Below are 24,398 nucleotides of genomic sequence, written 5' to 3'. Positions count from 1 at the left end.
GTCATTGGTGTCAGCTTAAGCTCAAACGCTTATCCCATAGGCGTTTTACCCCACCCCCAACCCCTCCCCTTACCAAGGGGAGGGGCGGTTTTGGCTTTAGACAAAACCGGGGTGGGGTGACGGGGATCTTCATCGTAAGTGAGTGAATTCATGCATCACGTCTTGGCAAAGCTTTTCACGTTAAGTTGACACCGATGCACAGCTGTAAAGCCCCTACGATAACCTGTACCTCACCAAGCTGCAATCTGCTGTAATAGTTGAAATTAATCAGGTAGTGTATCTTATTGTTTGTTGCTAGATACTGCCCATATGGACAACTCGCTTCCAAAATATTTTCTAGAAAGCATTTATCAGGAACTACTACCTGGTTTACAAATTGAAAGTATTAATCCCCGCGATCCAATTAAGGTTAGCTATATTCCACAACCTTGGCGGTTGCTGGGCAAAGGCAATTATGCCGCAGTGGTGTATCACCCCGATTACCCTGAAAATGTAGTGAAAGTTTATGCCCCAGGACGACCAGGCTATGAAGAGGAAGTAGAAGTCTACCGCCGTCTACGTTCTCATCCGGCCTTTTCTAAGTGCTTGTATGCCAAGGATGGCTTTTTAGTTTTGAAACGGCTTTATGGAACAACCCTCTACGATTGTATGCACTTAGGTTTACCAATTCCCAAGCAGGTAATACGGGACGTTGATGAAGCTCTTGAATATGCTAAAACTTGTGGACTCCACCCCCATGATGTCCACGGTCGTAATGTCATGATGTACGAAGGTAGAGGATTAGTCGTAGACATTTCAGATTTTCTTCAACAAGAACCTTGTGCAAAATGGAATAATCTCAAAAGGGCTTATTACTGGTTATATCTGCCTCTGTTACGTCCACTTCGATTGCGTGTGCCATACTCTGCTTTAGATTTTATACGCAAATTTTATCGTTTAGTAAGTTCTTTCAAGCACCTCTGTCATCAGCTAGCCCGAAAATTAAACTATTTCAAATATTTAAAGCTTTAGTTACTTTAGACATCCGCTAATAATTAACTGAAAAATGGATAATAAACGTATTTACCTTAAAAATATTAAATCACAGCAGAGTACTCTCTTAAAAGAAATTTTTCATTTAGCCTCGAATTTTGATGATGGTTCGCTTCATGTAAAACAACTACATCAAACTTTAATTACACAAGCAACAATAATTGAAAAAATATGTGCCCAGGAGCAAGCAACACCAGCAAATCTAACTGACCAATCTCGGAAAATATACTCATGGATCAAATTTTTGACAGATGAAGGGAATCTAAAACTTCACCTAAAAAATACTTGCTATCTGTTGGAAATAGCTACGCAGATTTTGAGTATGAGTGGTCAACAAGCACTACAACTAATGATTGCGATCGCTAATTTGTCTGGGCTATATCAGGGTAAAAGATCTACTGGCGCAGCTACTATCATAATTAGTGAAGGTTTTATAAATGCACCAAAGGCAGTGTTGCAAGCGTTAGTAGAATCTGCTCTTGTTGGTAAGAGTCAAAATAATACACGAATCATTAGAACATTTGCCAGTACAGAAGAGTACAGTAATGTTTTGTTAGAGCTTGATTTGATTGCTGAGGTAGTGGCAGAAAACCCACAAGGTAAGTTTTATAATCTTGATGAGTTATTTGATAAAGTCAATAATGAATATTTTGCTGGCAGTCTTGCTAAACCACGTCTAGCATGGAGTCGCATTAATACTTACCGTAAATTAGGACACTATGAGTCGGCTAGAGATAGGGTAGTCATCAGCTTGACTCTTGATGATGCTAAAGTACCTGAGTTTGTAGTTGAATTTGTGTTGTATCACGAATTGTTACATAAACACCACGGCACGAAGTGGGTTCAGGGAAGAAGAATGGTTCATACTAAAGAGTTTCGTGCCAGTGAAAGCCAGTTTAAATTTTATAACGAAGCATCGAAATGGTTGAAAAAATCAGCATTTGATTGAAGAAGGCAGCTATGCTGAGGGCAGAAGGAAGAAGTCTTGAACCTGCCTTGAAAAAGACTTTAGAAACCAGAACAAAATGTTATTTTAAAGTAGAAAGTAGTTTGATTGAAAGCATTTGTTACTGTTAGTACCAATGAAAGTTTTAAAGTTAGTCTTGGCAGTTCTGTTACTGATAAGCACGCCTGCTATGGCAGTTGAGTTGGAAGGGCAGAATATTGATGGTCAAAAATTGCCTGCCAAAGCTTACTATTACGCAACTGGTGGGGTCTACAAAGTTCAGGTACGGTTTCATAAACAACGAGCAACAATTTATTTTGACGATGGTAACCAAATAACCATACAGTTGAAGCAGCAGGCGATCGCTGATTCCAAGAATATTGAAGGCTTTGGAATACTAGGGCAATATCCCCTAAGTGGAATATTCAGTATTGGGTTAGTGTATAACAATGATTGGCTCGGCAGTAGCGATGGTCAATTACAACAGTCCAATCCGCTCTCTGGGTTGTGGAAAATTAGTTTGGAGTGAATACCAATGCTTCCTAATTTTCTCCCATCACAAGTTAATCACTTAACAGACCCAACAGCGATCGCTTTTGTCCAAAGTATTCAAAGAATTGCTCTTGCAACTTCCCTAAGTCAACACCCTATCCTCACAACCTACATTCACAAAGGTAGAGGAGGAACACCAATTTTGCTGCTGCATGGCTTTGACAGTTCGGTTCTAGAGTTCCGTCTGCTGTTCCCATTGCTTGCCACTCAAAATGAAACATGGGCAGTAGATTTGTTAGGTTTTGGTTTTACACAAAGGCAAAAAGAAATAACCTACAGCCCAACTACAATCCAAATTCACCTTTACGATTTTTGGAAAACTTTAATCAACAGACCGATTACACTAGTAGGTGCATCAATGGGAGGTGCAACTGCAATTGAGTTTACTCTCACTTATCCTGAAGTTGTGGAATCGTTAGTATTGATTAATAGTTTAGGTTATACTTGCGCTCCCACCTTTAGCAAATACTTGTTTCCACCTTTCGATTTCCTTGCTGTAGAATACTTACGTCAACGGCACATTTTGGCATTAAATTTAGGCAATATTTTAGCTAGTAATGATAAATTACTTTTGGCTATTCAGTGTGCGATGCTACATCAAGAAATGCCTAATTGGCATGATGCGATGATTTCTTATGTGAAAACTGGTGGTTATACTAACTTGGCAAATAGAATTCGTCAAGTTGATAAACCAACACTAATTTTATGGGGAGAATCTGATGATATGCTCCCACCTGAGGATGCAGAAAAATTTCAGCAAGACATTACTAATTCTCAACTAATAAAGCTAAAAAATTGCGGTCATGCCCCTCAAATTGAACAGCCCCAACTGACATGTCAATATATTTTACGGTTTATCAAAAATGAAGGCTGGGAAACACTCTTAAATATATAAACACAACAACCGCTCCAACTGATTGTGCAAGGGTGGTTGTTGTGTTGTGGGAAGAATTAAAATTTTCCCATTTGATTTTTAATTCAACTAAGCGAATTAAAGTTTTGCACGTATTGAGGTATTAAAATTTAGTCATTTCCGAGTTGATTGTTCACGAATTTAAACGCTGGCGATGGATCGTTTGGATCAATGAATATTCCCTGTAACACGGAACCGTTTATGACGGTAGTAATTCCTGGTAAAGGTGGGTATATTCGTGGTGCAAGAATGTTGTTGTAAATAAATGCATTCTCTTCAATACTGCCTACAGCAAGTTTGTATTTGTCACCGTAAGTCTTTTCAACTGCTGATTTTAATTGTGTTTTGGCATCTTCAGGAAACGCTTTTGAAACCAAAAGTACAACTGTAGTCTTGTCAGAGTCTAATAATTCGGTTTCAACATTTTCGCGATTAACAGTCGTCCAATTAGCCGCCATCGCTGGTGATGTAAAAAACATCAAGGTACTTACAAGCACAACCAAAAACACTGAGATTAAGCTTCGTCCGATTTTAGCAATACTATTCATGATTTTTTCTATGTGAATCGAAAATCTCGTGAATAGCCTAACATTACTCAAAAAACAGATACAAGGACAGTTAAGACACTTAAGACAGTTAACGATAATTTAAGAAAATTTTTAGGTTTAGAGAAATTGCCATTTCAAAACTTTGGATATCTCCACCCAAAGCTATCTCCTGATGATATGACACAGTATTTATTTGCAATATGCTGTAATTGCGAATTGCTTTGACTATCTGGCGTTATTGTCATAGTCGGTTAACACAAAATCTTGGCTAATAAACCCAGCAGCACTACGCGTTGCTTCCAAAATTGTGAGTAATCCACTTCCTGGGTGAACTGCGCCACCAATCCAGTACAACCCAGCAATATTTTCAGAACGAATTGGAGGACGAAATGGGCCAAGTTGGCTCCAATTGTGGCTGAGATTGAAAACAGCACCTAAATGAACTCGATAATCATCGTGCCAGGTTTGTGCAGTGTAACATCTCTGGGTAACAATATGTTTTTCAATATTGTCATATCCAAGCTTAGATAGTCGTTTAATAATAAAGTCTTGGTAACTTTGTTGTTTAACATCCCAGTCCACGCCATAAGAAGTATTTGGAATTGGTACTAACACAAACAATGTGCTGTGTCCGGGTGGTGCATTGCTGGGGTCTATAATTGTAGGATTGCAGACATAAAACGGCGGATCGGTTTCATCTAATGCAGAATCGTCTATCCAAGGGCGATCGCGTCGGCGTATGTGTTCTGATAAATATATTTGATGATGTGGTAAATTTTCGTAGCGGCGATCTATACCTAAATAAAGCATGAATGTAGAGCATGAAAATTGCATTTGCTCAAGCTTGCGATCGCTGTAGCGGCCTCGTGCTGAAGCTGGTAGCAAATTACGCACAGCATAGCCAAAGTCAGCATTGATAACTACTGCATCAAAATTCAGGCGATCGCCAAGTGCAAATTCAATACCACGAACCTGTCCCTGCTCAATCCAAACTTGATGCACTGGACGATTGAGGTGAATTTGCACCCCCAAATCTTGAGCAGCCTTAGCTAATCCCTGTGCTAATGCCCGGAATCCTCCCACTGGATGCCATACTCCTTGGGCAAATTCCAAAAATGGAATCAGACTAAATACACTCGCTGCCACAGTAGGATGCATTCCCAAATATTTGGAAGGGTAGCTTAAAGCATAGACTAAGCGCTCATCCTGAAAAAATCGCCAAAAGTGTTGATATAAACTCTCCCAAGGACGAAATGAGAGTAGAGAGAGAATTTCATTCCAACGCAAGTAACCCAATAGATTCCGTACAGGAGTTCCCAGATAAGGCTTATAACCCAATTGATATTTACGGATATGTTCTGCGTACCAGCGATCGAATGCTAATGGTAAATCTGAACGCAATTTTGCCAGTTGTGTTTTAAAAGCTTTTAAATCCGAGGTTAAATCCAGTTGCGTGCCATCCCAAAATCGAAGGCGAGTATAGGGTTCCAATCGTTTGAGTTGAACATAGTCAGCAAAATTTAAGCCAGCCTCCTGAAAAAGCTCCTCATAGAGATGTGGTAGTTGGAGAATAGTCGGCCCTGTATCAAAGGCGTATGAATCAACTTCTAACCCGCGCATCCGTCCACCTACACGTTCATCTGCCTCAAAAATTTGCACTTTATACCCTAGTCCAGCAAGTCGGATGGCTGTGGCTAGACCACCAGGACCGGCTCCTACAATAGCAATTTGTTTAGACATAAATAAACTCCTCATCCAATTGCAGACTAAATAGACTTCTTGCAGAAGTCGGGGAAAGGGGAAAGGTTTGGTATTTTCCTTTCCCCTTTAACATGTATCCCTTTTCCCACCTCTTCCAAAAAACACTTTTGCAAGAGACTCCATGAGCTACGCTCACAAGGAACAATAAAAATCAATCTTCTCATGCCCAATGCTCAATGCCCAATGCCCAATGCCCAATGCCCAATGCCCTATTTTCAAAGCAGGTCTAATGCTTTCACCAAAGAATGGCTCAAGGTAAGGGACCGAAACTTGTTTAGTTTCTGCTACTAGTTGCGCTCGATCGCTTAATTCTATCGACACTCCAAACACCCAAGATTTTCGTTCCCAATTGAATTTACTACAAAAAGGCAAGGAGAAGCAGGCGTTCGTCGGCTGCTTCTCCTTCCCTTTGTAACAATGTTTGGTGATTTTATTCCTTGGAAGTCTTTAACCTAGCTAGCAACTTGGGTTATATTGTTAACGGTTTTTGCTTCTACATAAGCTTCTCGGCCTGTAATCAATCTAGAGCGACGATTACGAGTGATATAATTCCACGCCCATTGGAATACTACTAGTAATTTAGTATCAAACTCGATTAAGAAATAGATGTGAACTATTAGCCAGAATACCCAAGCGAGGAAACCTGTGAGTTTGATGAAGCCTAAATCTACAACAGCTAAATTTTGCCCAATCATCGCCAAACTACCCACATGGTTGTAATGAAATGCTGGCAAAGTTTGACCTTGAAGACGTTTTTGAATGAGTGTAGCTACATACTCTCCTTGTTGTTTGGCTACGGGTGCGACACCAGGTAAGGGTTTACCATCTTGATGGGAGAAGTTGCCTAAATCTCCTACTACAAAAATGTTTTCATAACCCTTGATAGTTAAGTTTGGTTCTACGATCGCACGTCCGGAAGGATCGCATTCTACACCTGTACGTTCTGCAAGGACTTTCCCCATTGCTGAACCTTGAACACCTGCTGCCCACAATATAGTTTTTGAGGCAATTTCTGTCACTTCATCGCCTTGCTTGAAAGTAACTATATTATTTTCAATATTTGTCACTCTGGTGTTAGTTTGGATAATCACACCCAACTTTTGCAAAGATTTTGCTGCTACTTGGGATAAATCTGGTGAAATGTGTGGGAGAACGCGATCGCCCCCTTGTAATAGTAAAATTTTCGCTTCTGAGGTGTCGATGTTGCGGAAATCTTCTTTGAGAGTTTTGTATGCCAACTCGGCGATCGCACCTGCTAATTCTACTCCTGTAGGGCCGCCACCCACAATCACAAAAGTCAACAAAGCACGGCGTTTTTCAGGATCGGTTTCTTTTTCTGCTGCTTCAAATGCTGAAAATATCCGACGGCGCATTTCTATCGCATCTTCAACAGTTTTCAAACCAGGAGCTGATTCTTTCCAGTTATCTTTACCAAAATAAGAATGGTTAGCACCTGTGGCGACAATTAATGTATCGTAAGGTACTACTTGATCGCCCATTATCACTTGTTGTGCTTTGGGATCGATATCATTTACTTCTCCCAGCAATACTTGGGTATTCTTACTTTTGCTGAATACAGCTCGCAATGGTGAGGAAATATCAGCAGGTGATAGCGTACCTGTCGCAACTTGATATAAAAGCGGTTGAAATAGGTGAAAGTTACGTTTATCGATGAGAGTAACATTTACATTCGCTTTAGCAAGATGTTTTGCTGTGTACAGCCCACCAAAGCCTCCACCAATGATTACAACTTGATGTCGTTTATTATTGTCAAGTGCAACTGCCATACGAAATATTTCCTTGTGTTAAGAGAATTGTAACTTTTCTTAACAAAGTTGTAACAGCATAATGATAGAGGTTGCCGTTTAGTTAGAACAATTTAAAAAATTGTGAAAGTATCAAAGTTAGCAATTAATCGTTATTAAAAGTGAAGAGTTTATTACAAAGTTATCGAAGAAAGGTAGAGGCTGATACCAATTCAAAATTCTTGCATTAAGAGGATGTTTGAAAAGTATTTCGGTGTGATTTTAGGCACTTATCGATCCCCCCTAACCCCCTTTAAAAAGGGGGGAACTGGAATTAAAGCCCCCCTTCTTAAGGGGGGTTGGGGGGATCAATAACGTTTTGCTACCGACGAAAGGACTTTTCAAACAACCTCTAAGAAAATCATAAGTAGTAAGGCTTTGGTGGGTTTGCATCTGTCTTATTATTTTAGCGAATTGGTATCAGAGACGGTGCGATCGCCACAATAATTAAGTATTAAGAATAACCCCACGAATACATATAAACCTTGAAAGCCTATCCTCAAGTAAAAACAGTTATTTATTGGGCTGTGCAATTGGAATTTGAATAATAAATTCTGCTCCCTGGTTAGGAGATGAAATACACTGTAAAGAACCGCCGTGCCGCTCGGTAATAATTTGATAGCTAATCGATAAACCTAACCCAGTACCTTTACCCACAGGTTTGGTAGTAAAAAAAGGATCGAATAACCTTTGTCTAATTTGTTCGGGAATCCCACAACCATTATCAATGATCCGGATAACTATTTGTTTAGCATCTAGTTGTTGAGTAGAAATCCGGATTTGTGGTTTATTATGTGTAATTTTTCCTTGAATTAATGAATATTCTAAAGCATCAAGAGCATTGACCAAAATGTTCATAAATACTTGATTTAGCTGTCCGGCATAGCACTCAACTAAAGGTAAATTGCCATAATTTTTAATAATTTCAACTTGGGGATAATTAGTTTTGCTTTTTAGACGATGATCTAAAATCATCAAAGTACTGTCAATACCTTGATGAATATCTGTTGGCTTTAATTCAGCTTCATCTAAGCGCGAAAAGGTACGAAGAGAAGCCACAATTTCGCGGATGCGTTCTGCACCGATTTCCATTGAAGAAAGCAGTTTTGGCAAGTCCTCTATTAAAAAATCGAGATCGATCGCTTGAATTTGCGTTTGAATTTCCTGTACAGGATTTGGGTAGCTAATTCGGTAAATTTGAAGTAGATTTAGTAATTCGTGAATATAGTTGTGGGCGTGAGTCAGATTTCCATAGATAAAATTAACTGGATTATTAATTTCGTGGGCAACTCCAGCAACTAATTGACCCAAAGAGGACATTTTTTCGTTTTGGATGAGTTGCAATTGGGTGGTTTGTAGTTCTTTGAGAGTTTGCTCTAGTTCTATTGCTTGCTGTTTGAGTTGAGCTTCTGCTTGTTTATGCTCAGTAATGTCGCGTATGATGCCTTGAAAACCCACAACCTGTCCATTAGTATCAATCACAGGTGAAGTGTTAGATGTAATCCAGGCATAAGTCCCATCTTTGTGTTTCACTCTCACCTCAAGTCCAGCTTGTTTTTTAGCTGTTTGAGCAATGTTGTTCAGAAAAGCTATACAAGGTGGCACATCTTCTGGATGAATAATCGCTAAAAATGATTGCCCTACAAATTCTGATATTTCATATCCAAACATATCTTTAAAGTTAGGAGAAAGATAAGTAAATATGCCATCCAATGTCATGGAGTAAATCGCATCGTTGGCATTTTCTACCAAGCTACGGAACTTTGCTTCACTGGCTGTGAGAGCCGCCTGAACTTGCTTCCGGTCTGTAATATCTTCTCGAATTACTAGCAAATATTTCGGCTCACCTTGAGCATCGAGAATGGGAGTTTTTTTAATGTGCAAAATGTGGGTTTCGGCGCTTTTTGGATGAACTATCTCTTCAGGAATTTCTATAACTTTTTTGCTAGTGAGTGCTTCTTTATCTTTTTTGGTAAACAAATCAGCTTCTTGTTTGGGAAATAAATCATAGTCGGTCTTACCCAAAATTTTATCGGCGCTGGCACCAACTAACTCTTCGGCTGCTGGATTGCATAAAACAAATCGCAAATCGGTAGCATCTTTAACAAAGACTGCTACAGGCATTGCTTGGATAACAGAATGTATAAACTTTTGAGCAGTTTGGAGTTTAGCTTCTGCTTGTTTGCGCTCGACAATTTCACTTGCAAGGGTTTTATTGATAGCTTCTAACTGGGCTGGGCTAGGTAGTGTTAAAGCTTGAGGTATCAGATAAATTAATGCAAATGCTGTATATATGGAAATAATCGCAGTTAAAGCCTTTAAAGCGCCTGCAACCCAGTAATCAGGATGCCAAAGCGTCCAAATTTCCATCAGATGTCCAGTACCGCAGGCAAGGATAAAAGCACCAAACAAGAGAAAGACCCCGTTAAAAGGAACATCTTTGCGTTTGGAAATAAAGTAAATCAGCAATAGGGGGATAGAATAATAGGCAAGAGCGATCGTTGCATCAGAAATAATGTGGAGCCAAACTAGCCCTGTTTTCCAGAGATAACAATGCCCGTGAGGAATAAAATCGTTTGAATAGAAGAGATAGTTGAAAAATGCCAACATCATGCTAGAGCTTGCTGCAATTGTAGTGTAATATGCAACTTTAGTATTCCCAAACTATCGCTAAAAGGTAAATCAAACTCAGCTACTCAAGTTTGGCCCCCTCCAAACACTCTGCCTTCTGCTTAAAAAGCGGCGTTGCTGATTGAAAATATGAATTTACCTCACGCAGAGGAGCCTGTGCGTTGGGCGGGCAATGCCGACTTGTTCGCGAAGCGTCTCGTTCGCTCTTAGCGTCTCGTAGAGAAGAGAAGCAACTGGCGTAGCGCAGAGACGCAAAGAGTAAGAGTTGAGAAGAGTTGATTTTTGAATTTGGCATTGCTGAATCTAGGGATGATTTCAATACGGTTCGGTTAACGTGTTTATTCCTCGAAGATCCCCCCAACCCCCTTAAAAAGGGGGGCTTATAACCCTCTTTTACCCCCTTAAAAAGGGGGTCGCCGTAGGCGGGGGGATCTTAACCGAACCGTATTGGGGATGATTTTTACCTCACGCAAAGGCGCAAAGGCGCAAAGAATCTACCTTTAGCCTTCGTCAAAAATCTTAATTCATCCCGCATTTATGCAACGCCTTGAATTTCGTATTCAAATTCAGCAACGCCTAAAAACAAGGTACACCAACAGCTAAGTCCAATATAAAATCTTCGCATTTGGAAAACGCTGTTGAATCTCACCCTGAAAAAAGCGTTTCATCATATTCATTGTGTCAGCATCATAAACATACTTAGTTCCACCAAACTTATTGCGCTTAATACTACGTTTTTCCTCATCCATATCTAGCTTAGAATGTGGATACCAAGTTTGTAAAACTTCTTTTGAGCCTGGTGTAAAGCGGTGCGAAATTAGCTCAAAGGTCAGGTTACAGTTGAAATCTAAGGCTTCGCTAATTGAGTCAAACAAGCCCCTGTAGTGTACTTGCCAATCATCTACAGGCATAATTGGCGCAATTACTAATCCTACTGGATACCCACTATCAGCTAACTTACGTAATGCCCCAAGTCGTGATGCTACAGATGCTGTACCGCCTTCAAACCTCCCTGAAACAGGCGCAGCATTAACACTCATCCGGCAGTGGGTATGCCCATTGTGAGGTAAATCCAGTAAGCTATCTACCTCATCAAACTTTGATACCCAGCGTAAATGTGCATCGCTGCGAGTACCAAAGTAACGGATACATTCAGCAAGGCTACCTGTCAGATGCTCAATCCCAAGTGGATCGGTATAGCAACTAACTTCATAAGTTGTGACTTTTTCGGGTCGTTCATAACTAGTTAAGTTGTTTAGGATTTGCGGTAAATTAGCGAAAGTGCGAATAACTGGCGGGCCTGATAAGCTACCTGCCAAGTAACAATATTGGCAATGTGCTGGACAACCCTCGGCAATATGAAACTGCCAATCAGCCGATGGTGGAATAGGGCTGAGTTTGAAGTGGCTTGGTGGTGCAGTGACAACGGCAAGGGTACGTTTGGCAATATCGTAAGTTTTGCGCTCATCTTCACCACGCAACCCAGTCACGCGGTTACGTGGTAACTCGATGATTGGTAAGTTCAGGGACTGCACGCGCTCCAAAATTTGTTGCCCCCAAGGCTCATCTAAAGCAGCAGGAGTAAACATAACCTGTTGAGGTATCCACAACTTAGTTGAAGGTTTTACTAAGTCTGTTGCTAGCACATTCTTTTTGATTGTATTGAGCAAAATCTTTCTCCGTTATTTCTCGAATTGATATCTGCAATTAATTTTCTTTGGCTTGTCGAATTACCTGTGATAACAAATAAAGATTTATTCCGCCCCTAGAACAAGTCATATTACTACTTGGGCATTGGATTAAAACTTATTCTTGCGCTCTTTATTTTGTAGCTGATTCGTTAAAAAGCTAATTTTTGCAAAGTATAAACTCTGGAGTATTGCTATAACTCTATTTTAAAATTAGAATTGAGAATTTTTTATCTATTAATAGAGCGGATTGTACTAAATTGAAAGGTAGTAGTTTCCTGATACTTTCATGGACTCAAGGAAAAAATCGGCATTGCTGATTGAAACTAATTCATACTTTCAATCGGCAATGCCATATTTTTAACCTTGTTGATATTTTTACTTTGTTGTCGAGCCTCGATAAATTCGCTCCATCTGTTCTGGAGAAAGCACCGTCATTGGAAAGCCTGTATCTGTGGAAATATGAGGTTTATGAAAAGATTGAAACGCCTGTTGTTGAGTTTTAGCGAAAGGTTTTTCGCCATTGTGAGTCAAAGGTAGGCTCGATAATCTCTCATCTATCTCAGATGAGGAAAGCTGATTTAAGGGCAAGACATAAGCGTGCTTTTGTGAGTCGTATGCCAAAACTTCTCCTGTCTCGATTTGATAAATCCAAGCATAAATACTAATTTGCCCTTGATGGAGTTTAGAACGAATCACCGGATAAGTGCGTAAATTTTCGATTTGGGTGAGTACATTCTCGGCAATAATTATTTCTAAGAGGTCTTCACCTTCGTAGCCACTATAGTTGTCTTTTACCAATCGTCGGGTTGCTTCTGCATACTTGAGCCAGTCATGTACAAGCGGCATTTCTATCCGCAAGCTGTCTAACTTCATTAAACCTTTCATAGCACCACAATGGGAGTGCCCGCAGATAATAATTTGTTGAATATCTAATGCTTGAATAGCATATTCAATCGTTGCCCCTTCACCGCCATTAGTTGCACCATATGGTGGAATAATGTTGCCTGCATTGCGAATAACAAACAACTCTCCTAGTCCAGCTTGTGTAATCAAGTTTGGATCGATACGCGAATCAGAGCAAGTAATAAATAGTACTCTGGGTTTTTGCCCATGAGAAAGTTGTTCAAATAGTTGTTCATTAGCCGGAAAGTAACTACTTTTGAATTCGCGCAAACCTTTAATTAATTTTTTCATAGATGCACCTAAAAGAACAAGTAATGCTTTATTATTTTACGAAAAATTTGGTTTCAAATTTTCAAAAGTAGGAAGTCACAGAGCAACAACTGGTTTATATGGCAGGGAACAGGTTTGAAAGTCCATTGGTGTCGGAGTTTTAATTTGGGTTATCTCAAAATTGTTAGAAATATTGGCATCTGAATCTATTTTATTTAGTATTAATTTTTAATTGGTTAAACCTCAAATACTGATGTGGTGCTCGATGCGATCGCTTTCAAATTCTCCGTACTTACAACTTATTAGAGTACCTGGCGATCGCTAACAATCCAAAACCTAGCTTTTCATAGGTACAACGTGCTGGGGGATGACCGCCATCGCCTCCTGTCTCCACCATAACACCTCACCTTGCTTGGTCGGATATAAAAGTGCGGTTGTTTATACCTTCAGTATATTTGATGGAGGGAAAGCACAATCAATGCTAACAATTAAAGATTTGTGTCTTTTTCAATATTTAAGGTTTGGTAGCTGTATTTTAGCCGTTCCCAAAGTGCCTCAATTTGCTTGTATGACTCGTCAGCAGAGAGTTTTCCCGCAGTCTGAAGATTGCAGATATAGTCTATTCGTTGCGAAAATTCTTGCAGATTTGCATTGAATACCAGATTGTTAGGTGTGAATTTACCTGAATATTGGTATTTTTGATAAAGAAAACTCTGCTTGTCTACTTGATAATGGTTATTCATATAGCACTCCTAATGACAAAACAAGTAATTTTATTAAGTCGTGAAAAAATTGCGATCGTATTCAATAATTTTTAACCTCTATCTAAGAGTAGATATTTCTAGTTTTTAATAAAAATATCTAGATAAACCTCAGTATTTATCTTCAGTATATGCAAAGTATTTAATATCAGCAATTGGAGTTATTTGTTAAATTAATAAAACTAATTTATCTCAAAATCTACACCACTTTGCAAATAAATGAAGTACATATCTTATACCAATTCCATCTGGAAGATACACAGATGTGCTACCCTAGCCAATACATTTGTTGCATTCTTTTTTTCAAATTAGTATTAATATAATAAATTTAGGACTTACGCAAAAACTCTCTGAAACTCTTATTTCTTTGTGTCCTTTGCGTCCTTTGCGGTTTGTTTTTTCATAATTTTGCGTAAGTCCCGAAATTCTCTCATATAGCGGTAGACACATAGGTTAGGACATAATGACAAGTTTGAATGCCAGGAATAGTAAAACTTTTACCTCCTGCCTTCTGCCTTCTTCTATATCAATACAGAGCAAAGTTAAAGAAAGGGTAGATTAATTTTTTCAGGTCGATACAATGCGATCGCCGTCTAGTGAATGCACTCACATTCCTAACAATTTCTGGCGTTGGCACTAATGCACAACTGTACATCTCTAGGGCATATTGTTGATTACACCTTTTCTTTTGCTGGCGTTGCGATACCGCGCTTAACTAGACCCGCTTCCAGTTCCTGAATGAATCTTAAGTCTTCCTCAAATAGAGGCTGGCTTTCGGTTCCAGAAAAGTCTTTACTTACAGAGGGATTTTTTTCAAGGAAAGCAAATGCTTGCCGAAATTGATGCGGATTTGCCAAAATTTGCGAGTCAAAGTGACAGGGAATAATCTGCTGAAAATCCCAACTTGCAACTCTATCAGCCCAGTTGAGGACTTGTCTTGGTGCTTGGGGAAGAATGAGGATTTGCAGAATCGGTGCGACAAATGGTCGCCCCTGACCTCGTAGAGCATCGAATGTCTGCTTCCAGGTTTGTTGCCACCGAAAAGGAAATAAACCAAAGTATGATTGTAGCGATCGCTCTTGTGCTTTGAAAGCATCACGAAACATCTGTCCCATTGAAGTAACTTCCAGTGCACTTGGACGGAAGTAAAGCGCAAATAATGAAATGCGTTGCCATCCTTTGCGGCGGTTGTCTTCATTGTCCTCCATCGCTTCTAAGGCATTATCCCTTGCATGAAACAGTAAGGGATAAGGATCTAATTGGAGGATTTGGGGCGGGTCTTCTGGTACAGAAATTATAGAATCAGTTACAAGCAGAGTGCGCGATCGCTTATGCAATACTGCAACTTCCGCAAAAGATCCTCGTCCTAAGTTGATGTCCAATATTGCATAGTCAAACTCATCAGCAAAAGGAACAAGGCTGGAGTTTTCTGGGAGTTCTTGAGTTCGTTTTTGGGGAAAGCCTAGCCAACTCAGCGGCAGGTTGAATGGGAAACTCCACTGGTGCGGGGCAACAAAGACTTGTGCTTGAGGAAAGCGTCTAGAAAAGGGGCCAACAAAGACTTTATGCTCCAGGCCAGAACTGGTTGGGAGTAAGATATACTTAACTTCACCGTGCTTTGCTACCAACTCATTAACCAAGCCAACACACTCAGCTGTTGGAGCAACGGGCGCGTAGACCAGGAGGCCACCAGCAGCCAGCTTGACGATAGTCATCCGAATCGGCACGATGGTGTAAAGAATACCGTGAAGCTGATCGAATGTCCAGATAGTGTCCTTAACTATTTCCTTGCGAAGTGTCCGCCGCCTGCCGTAGGGGTAGAGTGGAACAGCAGGCCAAAATGGCCATGACCAATCTTTTGGCTCGGTGGAAGGATACATCCTTTGCTCTTGTAGTTCTATCCTCGACTTAGATCCTTGTGAGTTCATCGCTGTCAAAATGTCTCGTGTTTTACTACATAATCTTGCAATAGCAATTTCGAGCAGGGAATCAAGCGAGCTTTTTCATCATAAATACGCTGTTTGGGTCGTCTTTGTAGTCAGCGAATGGGCCTCGGTACTCGAATCCATATCGGGTGTACAAGGCTCGTGCTGGGACGAACTCAGGAAAAGACCCTGTTTCTAAATATAGGCAATGGTAAGCACGCTGTTGGGCTTCTTTTATGATATGTTCAAGAATCTTTGAGGCGACACCCCTACGACGGTGAGCCTTGGCGGTACGCATTGATTTAACCTCACCAGTTTTTGAATCTAGTTCTTTCAATGCCCCACATCCAAGTAATTCATCACCCTCCCAAGCCGAAAAGAAAGTAATCTCAGGCGATCGCAATGCTTCTAAATCAAGAGCATGAACGCTTTCGGGCGGGGTAATCTCATGCATATTTTCGAGATGTTCGCAAAGAAGGTCAGCGATCTTTTTGCCTGTCAGGTCATCTTCACGAATTTGCAATGGACTCATCTCCTAAATTTGCTAGGAAATTATACTCTATAGAAGTTCACAGAATTTCGCATTTGAGGCGAAAGTTTTTATTGCGATCGGTTTGTTTCCTCCAGTTTTATTTAAAGGATTACCAAGAAATCAATTATTACTCAATACAGTTCAGATAAGACCAAAACACTTGTAGAGACGGCGATTTATCGCGTCTGGTAAACCCACAGTTTTGTACAATTAGCCTTTAACCCAAGCGTATTGAATTATTACTATTTGTGTGGTAAACATCTTGTCCCACTCTTTTTACGGGCGGGCGAGACGCCCACCCCACAAGAAAATTTGAATGTTTTTTATTTACAAATCTCTAAGTCCCATAAGGTATTTGAAAATATGGATTCTAGAGATAGCCTTGAGATTGATACCACAACACCGTATCTTTCAATGTATCCGTGAAAGGGCGAAAGCTTACTCCCAACTCTCGGTCAGCTTTGGCTGAACTTAAATTCGCTTTTTCCAACAAAGCTTGGACGCCAGCCAGTGGCATAGGGTTGACTCCACCTATCAAACCTGTCCAGGTTTCCAATAACCATGCGATTGAGAGTGCAAGCCAATCAGGAATTTCCATTTTGGGAGCTTTTACCCCTGAAATTGCTTCTAGCTCTAAAGCAATATCTTTCATGGTTTTCAATGGCCCCGCTACAATGTAACGCTCACCCCGTTTCCCTCGTTCGGCAGCGGTAACCATACTTGCTGCCACATCCCGAACATCAGTCAATGAAGCACCACCATCCACTGTTCCCGGCAACTTACTTGCCAATAGATCCAACACGAGTTGCCCGGCAGAAGTCGGTGCGGCATCCCCAGGGCCCATCATCCAACCGGGCAAAATCATCACCACATCCATTCGGCTAGTTTCCAGAAAGCGATAAATTTCCTGTTCTGCCAAAACCTTAGTTTTGAAATAGAGGTTCTTTTGGGCGAATTCGCTGTAAGGAGCTGTTTCAGTAGCAGCCCGATCTGGGTAAGTCTGGATTACCCCACTGGATGAAGTGAAAACTGTTCGTGCCACCCCTTGTGCTTCTGCTGCTTGCAAAAGTTCTATTGTCGCATCCACGTTGATGCGCTTCATTTTCTCCCAATGACTACCTGGCTGATAATACTCCCGAAAAAAGGCTGCGGTGTGAAACACCACATCTACTCCCTTTAATGCTTGAGTAAAGGCAGGCACATTCTCGATATCACCCTGAATAAATTCAATTGGGATGTTTCCCAGGAAGCGTTTAGCTTTATCAATAGACCGAACCAGCCCCTTGACTTGCCATCCCTGCGATACTAGCAATTGGCAAAGATTACTACCTAAAAGACCTGTCGCTCCAGTCACAAACGCTGTTTTGCCACTCATGATAGTTATCTCCTGGCGATCGCATTTCTTGTAGATTTAGTCCCAACTTTGCTAATGTGAGCTATTACTCACATGCATATTTGGAAGTATATGAGCAAAAGCTCACATCGTCAATCTCCAGGCAATAAAAAAGTGAATTCACCCATTTCAGAGAAAAGCCGCCGCAGTCCTTCAGGGGAGCGCGGTCAGCGACGGCGCAATTTAATTCTGGACACTGCCGCCGATTTGCTGGCCCAGGGAGGCCCAGAAGCTATCAACACCAATGCCTTAGCTGAACGAGCGGGGATTTCAGTTGGCTCGGTTTACCAGTATTTTTCTGACAAGGAAGCAATTTTAACAGCCTTGGGGGAGCGATATATACAGCAGTTGGGCAGTAATACCGTGGCTGCTCTCCAACAAGATGTGTCCGGTCTCGATTTTGCTACTATGATAGATCGCGTAATTGACCCCATGATTGCCTTTGAGCGCAAACATCCTGCCTTTAGACATCTCAATGCTGGGCAGTCAGAGGAAGGAACCTTGGCACAAGCGACTCAACGGATCGATCGCGAGATACTGACAACCATTTACGATTTACTTATACGGGTTTCCCCGGATGTCAAACCCATAGAGGGCTTGCAGATTGCGCGAATAATGAAAGCTCTCTACAAAGGTATGAGTTATCTTATACAGCAGGAAAAAGAAATTGTGAAGGATGGTGGAAATATTGATGGTATGATTACTGATATGAAACGGATGATGGCGGATTATTTAGAAAACCATTTAGGTTGATTGTATCTTCGTAAATAGTGCGATTAAATTTGTGGTTTTTCGTTAAAAATAATCCAGTGGAGATTAAGGGTCATCACAATTTCCACTAATTCATTAAAAGCAACTGGCTTAACTATGTAAGCATTTACACCTATGTCATAGACATTATTGATGTCGGCATACTCCTTAGAAGAACTGAGAACTACGACTGGTAGGCGCTTGAGTTTTGGTTGTTGGCGTAACCACATCAAAACCTCAATTCCAGATCTGCGGGGTAGTTTGAGATCGAGCAAGACCAGTACAGGCAAGGGATAAAGGGTGCGATCGCCATAAGGTTCCTGTCCAGACAGATACATCACTGCTGCATCGCCATCATTTACAACCTGAACTGGATTTAAAATGTTAGCCTTGCGGAGCGCTCGTTGCAGCAGAAGCACATCTTTGTGATTATCTTCTACAAGCAGAATAGTTTCTTGCTCTTTACTCATGAAATTTTTGTTTTTATAGCAAGGGACTGGGGACTGGGGACTGGGGACTGGGTGAGCATAGAGGCACTGAGAATAATAACTCTGAGCGTCGACAGTCAACAGTCAATGGGTAAATCTAACCAAAATCGGCTTCCCTGTCCAGGTTGTGATTCTACACCAACTTGCCCGCCCATACGTTCGACTCCTTTGCGGACAATTGCTAAGCCGATACCGCTACCAGGATAAACTTCATAGCTATGTAGACGCTCAAAAACATTGAAAATGCGTTGTTGATATCTTTCCTCAACACCAATGCCATTGTCTTGCACCCATAAGCGAACGAATTCATTACGTTTCTGTGTCCATATCCGTAACTGAGGTTGGACTCCTGATGCAACAAATTTAATTGCATTGGTTAGCAAATTGCTAACTACTTGAATCAAAATAGTAGGGTTTCCCATAACTTCAGCTAAGGGTTCTTCAATTTGCACTCTCGCCCCCCGCTGTGTTAATTCTAATTCTAGCTGTCTGAGTATTTGTCTCATCAATAAAGATAAATTAATAGCTCGTAATGGCACTTCAGTACTGCTAAGGCGACTGTATTCAAGTAGATCTTGAACAAGCTTGTCCGCTTGTTGTGTACTTGCAATAATGCGTTGCAAATAGTTTTGTTGGTTTTCTAGATCGGATTGGCTTTTTTGGTTCTCTAGGAGGATTGAACCAAACGCTTGGATAGCGCGTAATGGTTCTCGCAGATCGTGGGAAATCGAATAAGTAAATGCTTCTAAATCTTGATTAGCCACTTCTAGTTCAGCAGTGCGCTCTCTGACTCGCTCCTCCAACGTCAGGTTTAGTTGCTGAATTTCGATTTCAGCCTGTTTGCGAAATGTAATATCTTCTATTAACCCATCTAATACTTGTTGTCCCTCAACTGTATTTAAAGCTATGCTTAACGCTACCCAGATCCGGCTTCCATCTGCTCGTTGCAATTCAATCTCTTGCTCTTGGTGTTGAGGTGGCGGCAGTTGTTGGAGTATTGAATAGTATTCAGGGATATTCAATAGATTTGTTGCTGAGGCTTGTGATAATGAATCCAGTCCTAATAATTCTAGAAATGCTGGGTTACACTCAATAAAATTTCCATCTGGGTAAGTACGAAATATACCTACCTTTAGTTGGTTGAGCAAACCTTGGAGACGAATTTCAAGTAAGGTAGCTTTTTGTTTGATTTCCTTTCGTTCTAGTGCAACTCGCACAGCAGTAGGTATGCGAATGTAGCGGTTGGGTAATTTGAGAACATAATCATCTAGTCCAGATTTCATTGCCTCTACGGCAATTTCTTCATTACCTGTGTTAGTAAACATAATTACTGGACAGTTGGGATACTGGTGCTTAATGGTGTGTAAAACTTCTAGTCCAGTACTCCAGCCTAGTTGATAGTCGGTAATTACTAAATCGAATTCACCTGCTGCGACTGCATGAGCAAAACCAGCAGCTTCACGAATTTCTTGAGGTTGAAATTGCGGAAATTCTCGCCTCAATTCTCGCATGACTAAAGCGCGATCGCCTGGATTGTCATCAATTATCAGAATGCGGAGTACTTGCGTCATCACTATCGTTGCTATGAGGAACAGCTTTTGGTAAAGCAATCCAAAAGCGACTACCAGCACCTAATTGCGATTCTACCCCGGCTCGACCGTTCATTCGCTCTACTCCTTTACGCACGATAGCTAAACCAATACCAGTACCTGGATAGGTTTCAACGCCATGTAGTCGTTCAAAGACGCGAAAAATGCGCTCTTGATGTTCTGGCGCAATGCCGATGCCGTTGTCCAATACAGATAATTGTATCCAGTTTTGCTGTTCCTCTGCATAGATTTGGATTGTTGGCTGTATTCCAGGCTGCACAAATTTCATGGCATTGCTGAGTAAATTAACTACTACCTGGACTAGTGTAGAGCGGTGAGCGATGACTAACGGCAATGGTTTTGCTACTGTAACTTGGGCTTGCTGTTGTTGTAGTTCTGTACTTATTTGTTTTAAAGCTTCTTCGACAACACCAGTTAAATCAACTTTTTGCATTTCAATTTGGGCACGGCTGAGACGGCTGTATGCCAGAAGATCCGCAATGAGGGTATCCATTTGTAATGCACCCTCTGTAATATATTGAATGTATTCTTGCCCAACCGAGTCTAGTTTGTCTGTGTAGTCTTCTTGCAATGCTTGAGCAAAGCCTTGCATAGTACGTAATGGTGCGCGTAAATCGTGGGATATTGTGTAAGTGAAGGCTTCTAGCTCTTGATTTGTTTCCTGCAATTGTGCAGTACGTTCAGCAACACGCTCTTCTAGTTCATTGGCGTAACTTTGAATTTGTTCGCGTAGCAGAGATTGTTGAATAGCGATCGCTAACTGAGCCGTGACTTCAGAAGCAATGCTGTGGGCTTCTTCATCAAAAGCATCAACAACAGTTGTAGATAAATTCATTTCGCCAAATAGTCTTTCTTCGACAAACATCGGAATACAAAGGCTACAACATATTCCTTGAGAACGTAACTTTACTAAAATCGGCGGACAGGATTCTGCTGTTGCCAAATCTGGTATATAGCGAATGTTTTGTAACTCCCTTGCCTTAGCTGCAAAATCAGTCAATGGCAATTGAGTACCAATAAGAGGTTTTAATTCTTTGTCAGTAATGCTGCCAGCGATAATTTTGCTTGTAGATTTTTCAAAATCAAACACAGCTACAAATGCTTGTTGATAAGGTAAAATCTCACGCATTTTAACAAGAGCATTATTAATTAGAGATTCAATAGATTCGGCTCTTAAAATTGCTTTGTCAATATTATGCAAAGCAGCAAGTCGTTGAGCAGCACGTTGAGCCTGTTGTGCTTGCTGTTGGGCAATTGTCAGTGCAGTTTGATAATTTTGAGAAACTTGCAAAACTTGTCGCCAAATAAAGTAACCTAAAAAAATACCAATTACTATTGCTAAAGCAACGCTAGTGAAAATAATTTGGATTGTTGTTATTTGCACCGCTTGAGTACGCTCAGTACGTAGCTGCTCCTCAGTGGTGATAAAGTTAGCGATTTCGTTTCGGATTCTGTCCATGATGCCTTTGCGAAGCTGAAATCCTGCTAATGGTTCAGTTTCCCCACGTTCTTTACGGGCGATCACTTGGGAAATTTGACGATTCCAATTTATCTGTTGGACTCGAAGTAGTCTTAAACGTTGAGTCTGTGTAGGATTATCTGAAACTAAATTTGCTAGTCTATCAAAAGCAGCATTAATTTGAGAATTAGATTGCTGATAGTGCTGAAGAAATTCCCGATTTCCTGTAAGTTGATAACCGCGTACTCCGGTTTCTAAATCCACTAATAGTTTTTGAGTAAGATAAGCTTGAGCAATTACTTGGTCAGTATGTTCGACCCAATTCATTACCGAAAGCAGGCGAGTGATTTGCCAAATAGAAATTCCTGACAATGACAACAGCAATATAATTGGTAGACCAATGGTGCTGAAGATTTTACGTCTAAATATAGTTTGAGCAATGTTTAACATGTTAACGAATCGGATAGTGTAAGGTACTTTAATAGATAAAAATTTTAATTTTTGAGTTTAGTTTAGTTAAATAGAAAAATATAGTTTAATTTTAAGATTTAATACTTCAACAATTGCGGTAATTCATTAGCTAGTATGCGAAAACTGCAATCTCAATAGAAAAACCTGATTATTGGCAGTATCATGAGGAGGTACAAATCGATCGTAGCTAATTAGGATTCTCTGCGTACCTCTGCGCTTGACTTTGCGCTCCTCTGCGTTTAAAAACATTAATTCCGTACCTCACTTAACTGGGAATCGCTATAAAGCCTACACTAAGGAGCAAGCACCATACACCATCACCCTGTTGCCTGTTCCCACTTAAGAGTTGCCTTTTAGATAAAAATGCTAATGAAGAAGTAAAGTACACTGATGTCGAAATCTGTTGAGCAACGCATCGAAGGTGTCATCAATCATCTTTTGCCAGCCACCGCACTACAAGGAAAATTCGGTTCGCCAAAAACTTTTTTACTTAGAAGAGTCCAGCAAAGCTCTAGATAAAGTTCTTTTTGGCTAGGTCGTCATCTATCTTTTATAAGTTCAGTCAGTGGGTGAAAATATTTTTTGCGTAAATAGTCATCAACCTAGAGACTAATATTTAAAATCGGATAATTTCTCAACTAATGGGGGACTAACACTAGTAAAAGAAGTTGTTATCATCGCCCTAGTGCTAAAAGAATTATCTATGCACATTCATCATCTCAATTGCGGCTGTATGTGTCCAATTGGTGGGGCACTCTTTGATGGGTTTAGCCGCGGTCTAGCAGCCCATCTTGTTTGCCATTGTCTGCTCATAGAGACAGAACAAGGCCTAGTGTTGATTGATACTGGCTTTGGTCAGCGTGATATTCAAGCACCATCATCACGACTGAGCCAGTTTTTCATTTATTTCAATAACATCCAGTTCGATCAAAAATACACGGCGCTTGCTCAAATCGAGCAACTCGGCTATTCCAAACGTGACGTTCGTCATATTGTGCTGACCCACCTTGATTTCGATCATGCAGGGGGTTTGGAGGATTTTCCAGAAGCAACTGTTCATGTTATGCAGACCGAAATGGAAGCGGCGCAACAGCGGCGTGGTTTTATTCAAAGCCGACGCTACCGTCAGTCTCAGTGGGACGAGGTAAAACGCTGGAAGTTTTATGAGGCTGGGGGCGAACCTTGGTTCAATTTTAAAGCAGTACGCAACCTTAAAGGACTACCGCCTGAAATTCTGCTCATACCGCTGGCTGGTCACACACAAGGTCATGCAGGTATCGCCATCCAAACATCTCAAGGCTGGCTTTTACATGCGGGTGATGCTTACTTTTACCGCCACGAAATCGGCTTTGCTCAACGACGTTGTACGCCACGACTACGTGCCTATCAGTGGATGATGGAAGTAGACCGCAAAGCTCGACTTGATAATCAACAAAAATTGCGTGCCTTATCGCTGGCTCATAGTACTGACGTGCGCTTGTTTTGCAGCCATGATGCCATTGAATTCAAAATTTTAAAAGAGCAAGATAACTCGCAGTTGCACAAACATGATTTGCCCTTTGTTAATTGAGTTTAATAGAGGTTCATTAAGTCCGCAGAGGTTCACAGGTGGAGGGTTTTAGCGTTTGTGCATAAATTCGGGAATTATAACTAATTAGCCGCAAATTATATCACAGATGCGATCGCTGCCATTCCTCTTTAAGCAGAGGAACAAGCCAGTGGTCATGAAACTGATTGTTTTGCCAGAAATATTATCTCCTAATCTAGCTGGCAACTCCTATATCTTAATGTCTACAAGCAAGAGAGGACAAGCGATCGCCACCTTGCTAACTTAAGCTATATTAGACTTTATAGCTCAATAGTTAAATAACAATGTAAATAAAAATTTACATAAATAAGAGTAATTACTTTAATAAGTTGTCAATATAGGTTAATAAATATTTCTTTTTTTATATCG

At 40.7% G+C, this 24,398-nt stretch carries 21 protein-coding genes; 7 read left to right on the top strand and 14 right to left on the bottom strand.

What is annotated here, in order from left to right:
• Positions 1-309 precede the first annotated feature (309 nt).
• The 4 genes from H6H03_RS24270 to H6H03_RS24255 all read left to right on the top strand — a co-directional run bounded on the left by H6H03_RS24270 (position 310) and on the right by H6H03_RS24255 (position 3,425).
• A complete protein-coding gene (locus H6H03_RS24270) occupies positions 310-1,011 on the top strand; it encodes a serine/threonine protein kinase (RefSeq protein ID WP_190957617.1) in 702 nt (233 codons plus the stop codon).
• A 34-nt stretch (positions 1,012-1,045) separates the two neighbouring features.
• Complete coding sequence (locus H6H03_RS24265; protein ID WP_190957616.1) at positions 1,046-1,981, top strand: M48 family metallopeptidase; 936 nt, start codon at positions 1,046-1,048, stop codon at positions 1,979-1,981.
• 187 nt (positions 1,982-2,168) lie between these two features.
• Positions 2,169-2,507 (top strand): hypothetical protein, encoded by a 339-nt coding sequence (locus H6H03_RS24260; protein WP_242057975.1) that lies wholly within the window; start codon positions 2,169-2,171, stop codon positions 2,505-2,507.
• Between the two features lie 6 nt (positions 2,508-2,513).
• Complete coding sequence (locus H6H03_RS24255) at positions 2,514-3,425, top strand: alpha/beta fold hydrolase (RefSeq protein WP_190957614.1); 912 nt, start codon at positions 2,514-2,516, stop codon at positions 3,423-3,425.
• A gap of 128 nt (positions 3,426-3,553) precedes the next feature.
• Here H6H03_RS24255 and H6H03_RS24250 read toward each other — a convergent pair whose 3' ends face one another.
• The 11 genes from H6H03_RS24250 to H6H03_RS24195 form a co-directional block, all read right to left on the bottom strand.
• Complete coding sequence (locus H6H03_RS24250) at positions 3,554-3,991, bottom strand: hypothetical protein (protein ID WP_190957613.1); 438 nt, start codon at positions 3,989-3,991, stop codon at positions 3,554-3,556.
• A 225-nt stretch (positions 3,992-4,216) separates the two neighbouring features.
• Complete coding sequence (locus tag H6H03_RS24245) at positions 4,217-5,731, bottom strand: phytoene desaturase family protein (protein ID WP_190957612.1); 1,515 nt, start codon at positions 5,729-5,731, stop codon at positions 4,217-4,219.
• A gap of 153 nt (positions 5,732-5,884) precedes the next feature.
• On the bottom strand, positions 5,885-6,073 hold the full coding sequence (locus H6H03_RS24240; protein ID WP_190957611.1) for a hypothetical protein: 189 nt from the start codon (positions 6,071-6,073) through the stop codon (positions 5,885-5,887).
• 131 nt (positions 6,074-6,204) lie between these two features.
• Positions 6,205-7,539, bottom strand: coding sequence for an NAD(P)/FAD-dependent oxidoreductase (locus H6H03_RS24235; protein ID WP_190957610.1), 1,335 nt, complete (start codon positions 7,537-7,539; stop codon positions 6,205-6,207).
• A gap of 531 nt (positions 7,540-8,070) precedes the next feature.
• Entirely contained in the window at positions 8,071-10,170 is a 2,100-nt protein-coding gene (locus tag H6H03_RS24230; protein ID WP_242057974.1) for a PAS domain-containing sensor histidine kinase, read from the bottom strand.
• Positions 10,171-10,787: 617 nt separating this feature from the next.
• Positions 10,788-11,792, bottom strand: coding sequence for a spore photoproduct lyase family protein (locus H6H03_RS24225; RefSeq protein ID WP_190957648.1), 1,005 nt, complete (start codon positions 11,790-11,792; stop codon positions 10,788-10,790).
• Between the two features lie 462 nt (positions 11,793-12,254).
• Positions 12,255-13,073: a carbonic anhydrase gene (locus H6H03_RS24220; RefSeq protein ID WP_190957609.1), complete on the bottom strand. Its 819-nt coding sequence runs from the start codon at positions 13,071-13,073 to the stop codon at positions 12,255-12,257.
• A gap of 467 nt (positions 13,074-13,540) precedes the next feature.
• Complete coding sequence (locus H6H03_RS24210) at positions 13,541-13,795, bottom strand: DUF7219 family protein (RefSeq protein ID WP_190957608.1); 255 nt, start codon at positions 13,793-13,795, stop codon at positions 13,541-13,543.
• 692 nt (positions 13,796-14,487) lie between these two features.
• Entirely contained in the window at positions 14,488-15,741 is a 1,254-nt protein-coding gene (locus tag H6H03_RS24205; protein ID WP_190957607.1) for a DUF4336 domain-containing protein, read from the bottom strand.
• Between the two features lie 61 nt (positions 15,742-15,802).
• Positions 15,803-16,270, bottom strand: a complete 468-nt coding sequence (locus H6H03_RS24200) for a GNAT family N-acetyltransferase (RefSeq protein WP_190957606.1) — start codon at positions 16,268-16,270, stop codon at positions 15,803-15,805.
• A gap of 370 nt (positions 16,271-16,640) precedes the next feature.
• A complete protein-coding gene (locus H6H03_RS24195; RefSeq protein WP_190957605.1) occupies positions 16,641-17,645 on the bottom strand; it encodes an SDR family oxidoreductase in 1,005 nt (334 codons plus the stop codon).
• Positions 17,646-17,735: 90 nt separating this feature from the next.
• On the opposite strand from H6H03_RS24195, the gene H6H03_RS24190 reads away from it, so the two are divergent.
• The gene (locus H6H03_RS24190) at positions 17,736-18,416 is read left to right on the top strand and encodes a TetR/AcrR family transcriptional regulator (protein WP_190957604.1); all 681 of its coding nucleotides are present in this window, start codon (positions 17,736-17,738) and stop codon (positions 18,414-18,416) included.
• Between the two features lie 23 nt (positions 18,417-18,439).
• Here the strand turns inward: H6H03_RS24190 and H6H03_RS24185 are convergent, their stop codons facing one another.
• The 3 genes from H6H03_RS24185 to H6H03_RS24175 all read right to left on the bottom strand — a co-directional run bounded on the left by H6H03_RS24185 (position 18,440) and on the right by H6H03_RS24175 (position 22,420).
• Complete coding sequence (locus H6H03_RS24185; RefSeq protein ID WP_190957603.1) at positions 18,440-18,883, bottom strand: response regulator; 444 nt, start codon at positions 18,881-18,883, stop codon at positions 18,440-18,442.
• 95 nt (positions 18,884-18,978) lie between these two features.
• A complete protein-coding gene (locus tag H6H03_RS24180; protein WP_190957602.1) occupies positions 18,979-20,472 on the bottom strand; it encodes a sensor histidine kinase in 1,494 nt (497 codons plus the stop codon).
• Complete coding sequence (locus tag H6H03_RS24175) at positions 20,441-22,420, bottom strand: CHASE3 domain-containing protein (RefSeq protein WP_190957601.1); 1,980 nt, start codon at positions 22,418-22,420, stop codon at positions 20,441-20,443. Before H6H03_RS24175 ends, H6H03_RS24180 begins: the two co-directional genes overlap by 32 nt.
• Positions 22,421-22,831: 411 nt before the next feature.
• Between H6H03_RS24175 and H6H03_RS41440 the strand changes: the two genes are divergently transcribed.
• Complete coding sequence (locus H6H03_RS41440) at positions 22,832-22,960, top strand: hypothetical protein (RefSeq protein WP_277926180.1); 129 nt, start codon at positions 22,832-22,834, stop codon at positions 22,958-22,960.
• A 184-nt stretch (positions 22,961-23,144) separates the two neighbouring features.
• Positions 23,145-24,011, top strand: a complete 867-nt coding sequence (locus tag H6H03_RS24170) for an MBL fold metallo-hydrolase (RefSeq protein WP_190957600.1) — start codon at positions 23,145-23,147, stop codon at positions 24,009-24,011.
• The last annotated feature ends 387 nt before the right edge of the window (positions 24,012-24,398 follow it).

It is taken from the genome of Nostoc paludosum FACHB-159 (assembly GCF_014698835.1).
GTDB lineage: Bacteria > Cyanobacteriota > Cyanobacteriia > Cyanobacteriales > Nostocaceae > Nostoc > Nostoc paludosum.
The sequence above is the reverse complement of the archived record's forward strand: the minus strand, read 5'-3'. Positions and strand labels throughout refer to the sequence as shown.

Excerpts from the sequence above, each read along its gene's own strand:
- H6H03_RS24185 (WP_190957603.1), bottom strand. The coding sequence starts at position 18,883 with ATGAGTAAAGAGCAAGAAACTATTCTGCTTGTAGAAGATAATCACAAA.
- H6H03_RS24220 (WP_190957609.1), bottom strand. The coding sequence starts at position 13,073 with ATGAAAAAATTAATTAAAGGTTTGCGCGAATTCAAAAGTAGTTACTTT.
- H6H03_RS24230 (WP_242057974.1), bottom strand. The coding sequence starts at position 10,170 with ATGATGTTGGCATTTTTCAACTATCTCTTCTATTCAAACGATTTTATT.
- H6H03_RS24265 (WP_190957616.1), top strand. The coding sequence starts at position 1,046 with ATGGATAATAAACGTATTTACCTTAAAAATATTAAATCACAGCAGAGT.
- H6H03_RS24170 (WP_190957600.1), top strand. The coding sequence starts at position 23,145 with ATGCACATTCATCATCTCAATTGCGGCTGTATGTGTCCAATTGGTGGG.
- H6H03_RS24190 (WP_190957604.1), top strand. The coding sequence starts at position 17,736 with ATGAGCAAAAGCTCACATCGTCAATCTCCAGGCAATAAAAAAGTGAAT.
- H6H03_RS24260 (WP_242057975.1), top strand. The coding sequence starts at position 2,169 with ATGGCAGTTGAGTTGGAAGGGCAGAATATTGATGGTCAAAAATTGCCT.
- H6H03_RS24200 (WP_190957606.1), bottom strand. The coding sequence starts at position 16,270 with ATGAGTCCATTGCAAATTCGTGAAGATGACCTGACAGGCAAAAAGATC.
- H6H03_RS24180 (WP_190957602.1), bottom strand. The coding sequence starts at position 20,472 with ATGACGCAAGTACTCCGCATTCTGATAATTGATGACAATCCAGGCGAT.
- H6H03_RS41440 (WP_277926180.1), top strand. The coding sequence starts at position 22,832 with ATGTCGAAATCTGTTGAGCAACGCATCGAAGGTGTCATCAATCATCTT.
- H6H03_RS24255 (WP_190957614.1), top strand. The coding sequence starts at position 2,514 with ATGCTTCCTAATTTTCTCCCATCACAAGTTAATCACTTAACAGACCCA.
- H6H03_RS24250 (WP_190957613.1), bottom strand. The coding sequence starts at position 3,991 with ATGAATAGTATTGCTAAAATCGGACGAAGCTTAATCTCAGTGTTTTTG.
- H6H03_RS24205 (WP_190957607.1), bottom strand. The coding sequence starts at position 15,741 with ATGAACTCACAAGGATCTAAGTCGAGGATAGAACTACAAGAGCAAAGG.
- H6H03_RS24235 (WP_190957610.1), bottom strand. The coding sequence starts at position 7,539 with ATGGCAGTTGCACTTGACAATAATAAACGACATCAAGTTGTAATCATT.
- H6H03_RS24195 (WP_190957605.1), bottom strand. The coding sequence starts at position 17,645 with ATGAGTGGCAAAACAGCGTTTGTGACTGGAGCGACAGGTCTTTTAGGT.
- H6H03_RS24270 (WP_190957617.1), top strand. The coding sequence starts at position 310 with ATGGACAACTCGCTTCCAAAATATTTTCTAGAAAGCATTTATCAGGAA.
- H6H03_RS24210 (WP_190957608.1), bottom strand. The coding sequence starts at position 13,795 with ATGAATAACCATTATCAAGTAGACAAGCAGAGTTTTCTTTATCAAAAA.
- H6H03_RS24175 (WP_190957601.1), bottom strand. The coding sequence starts at position 22,420 with ATGTTAAACATTGCTCAAACTATATTTAGACGTAAAATCTTCAGCACC.
- H6H03_RS24245 (WP_190957612.1), bottom strand. The coding sequence starts at position 5,731 with ATGTCTAAACAAATTGCTATTGTAGGAGCCGGTCCTGGTGGTCTAGCC.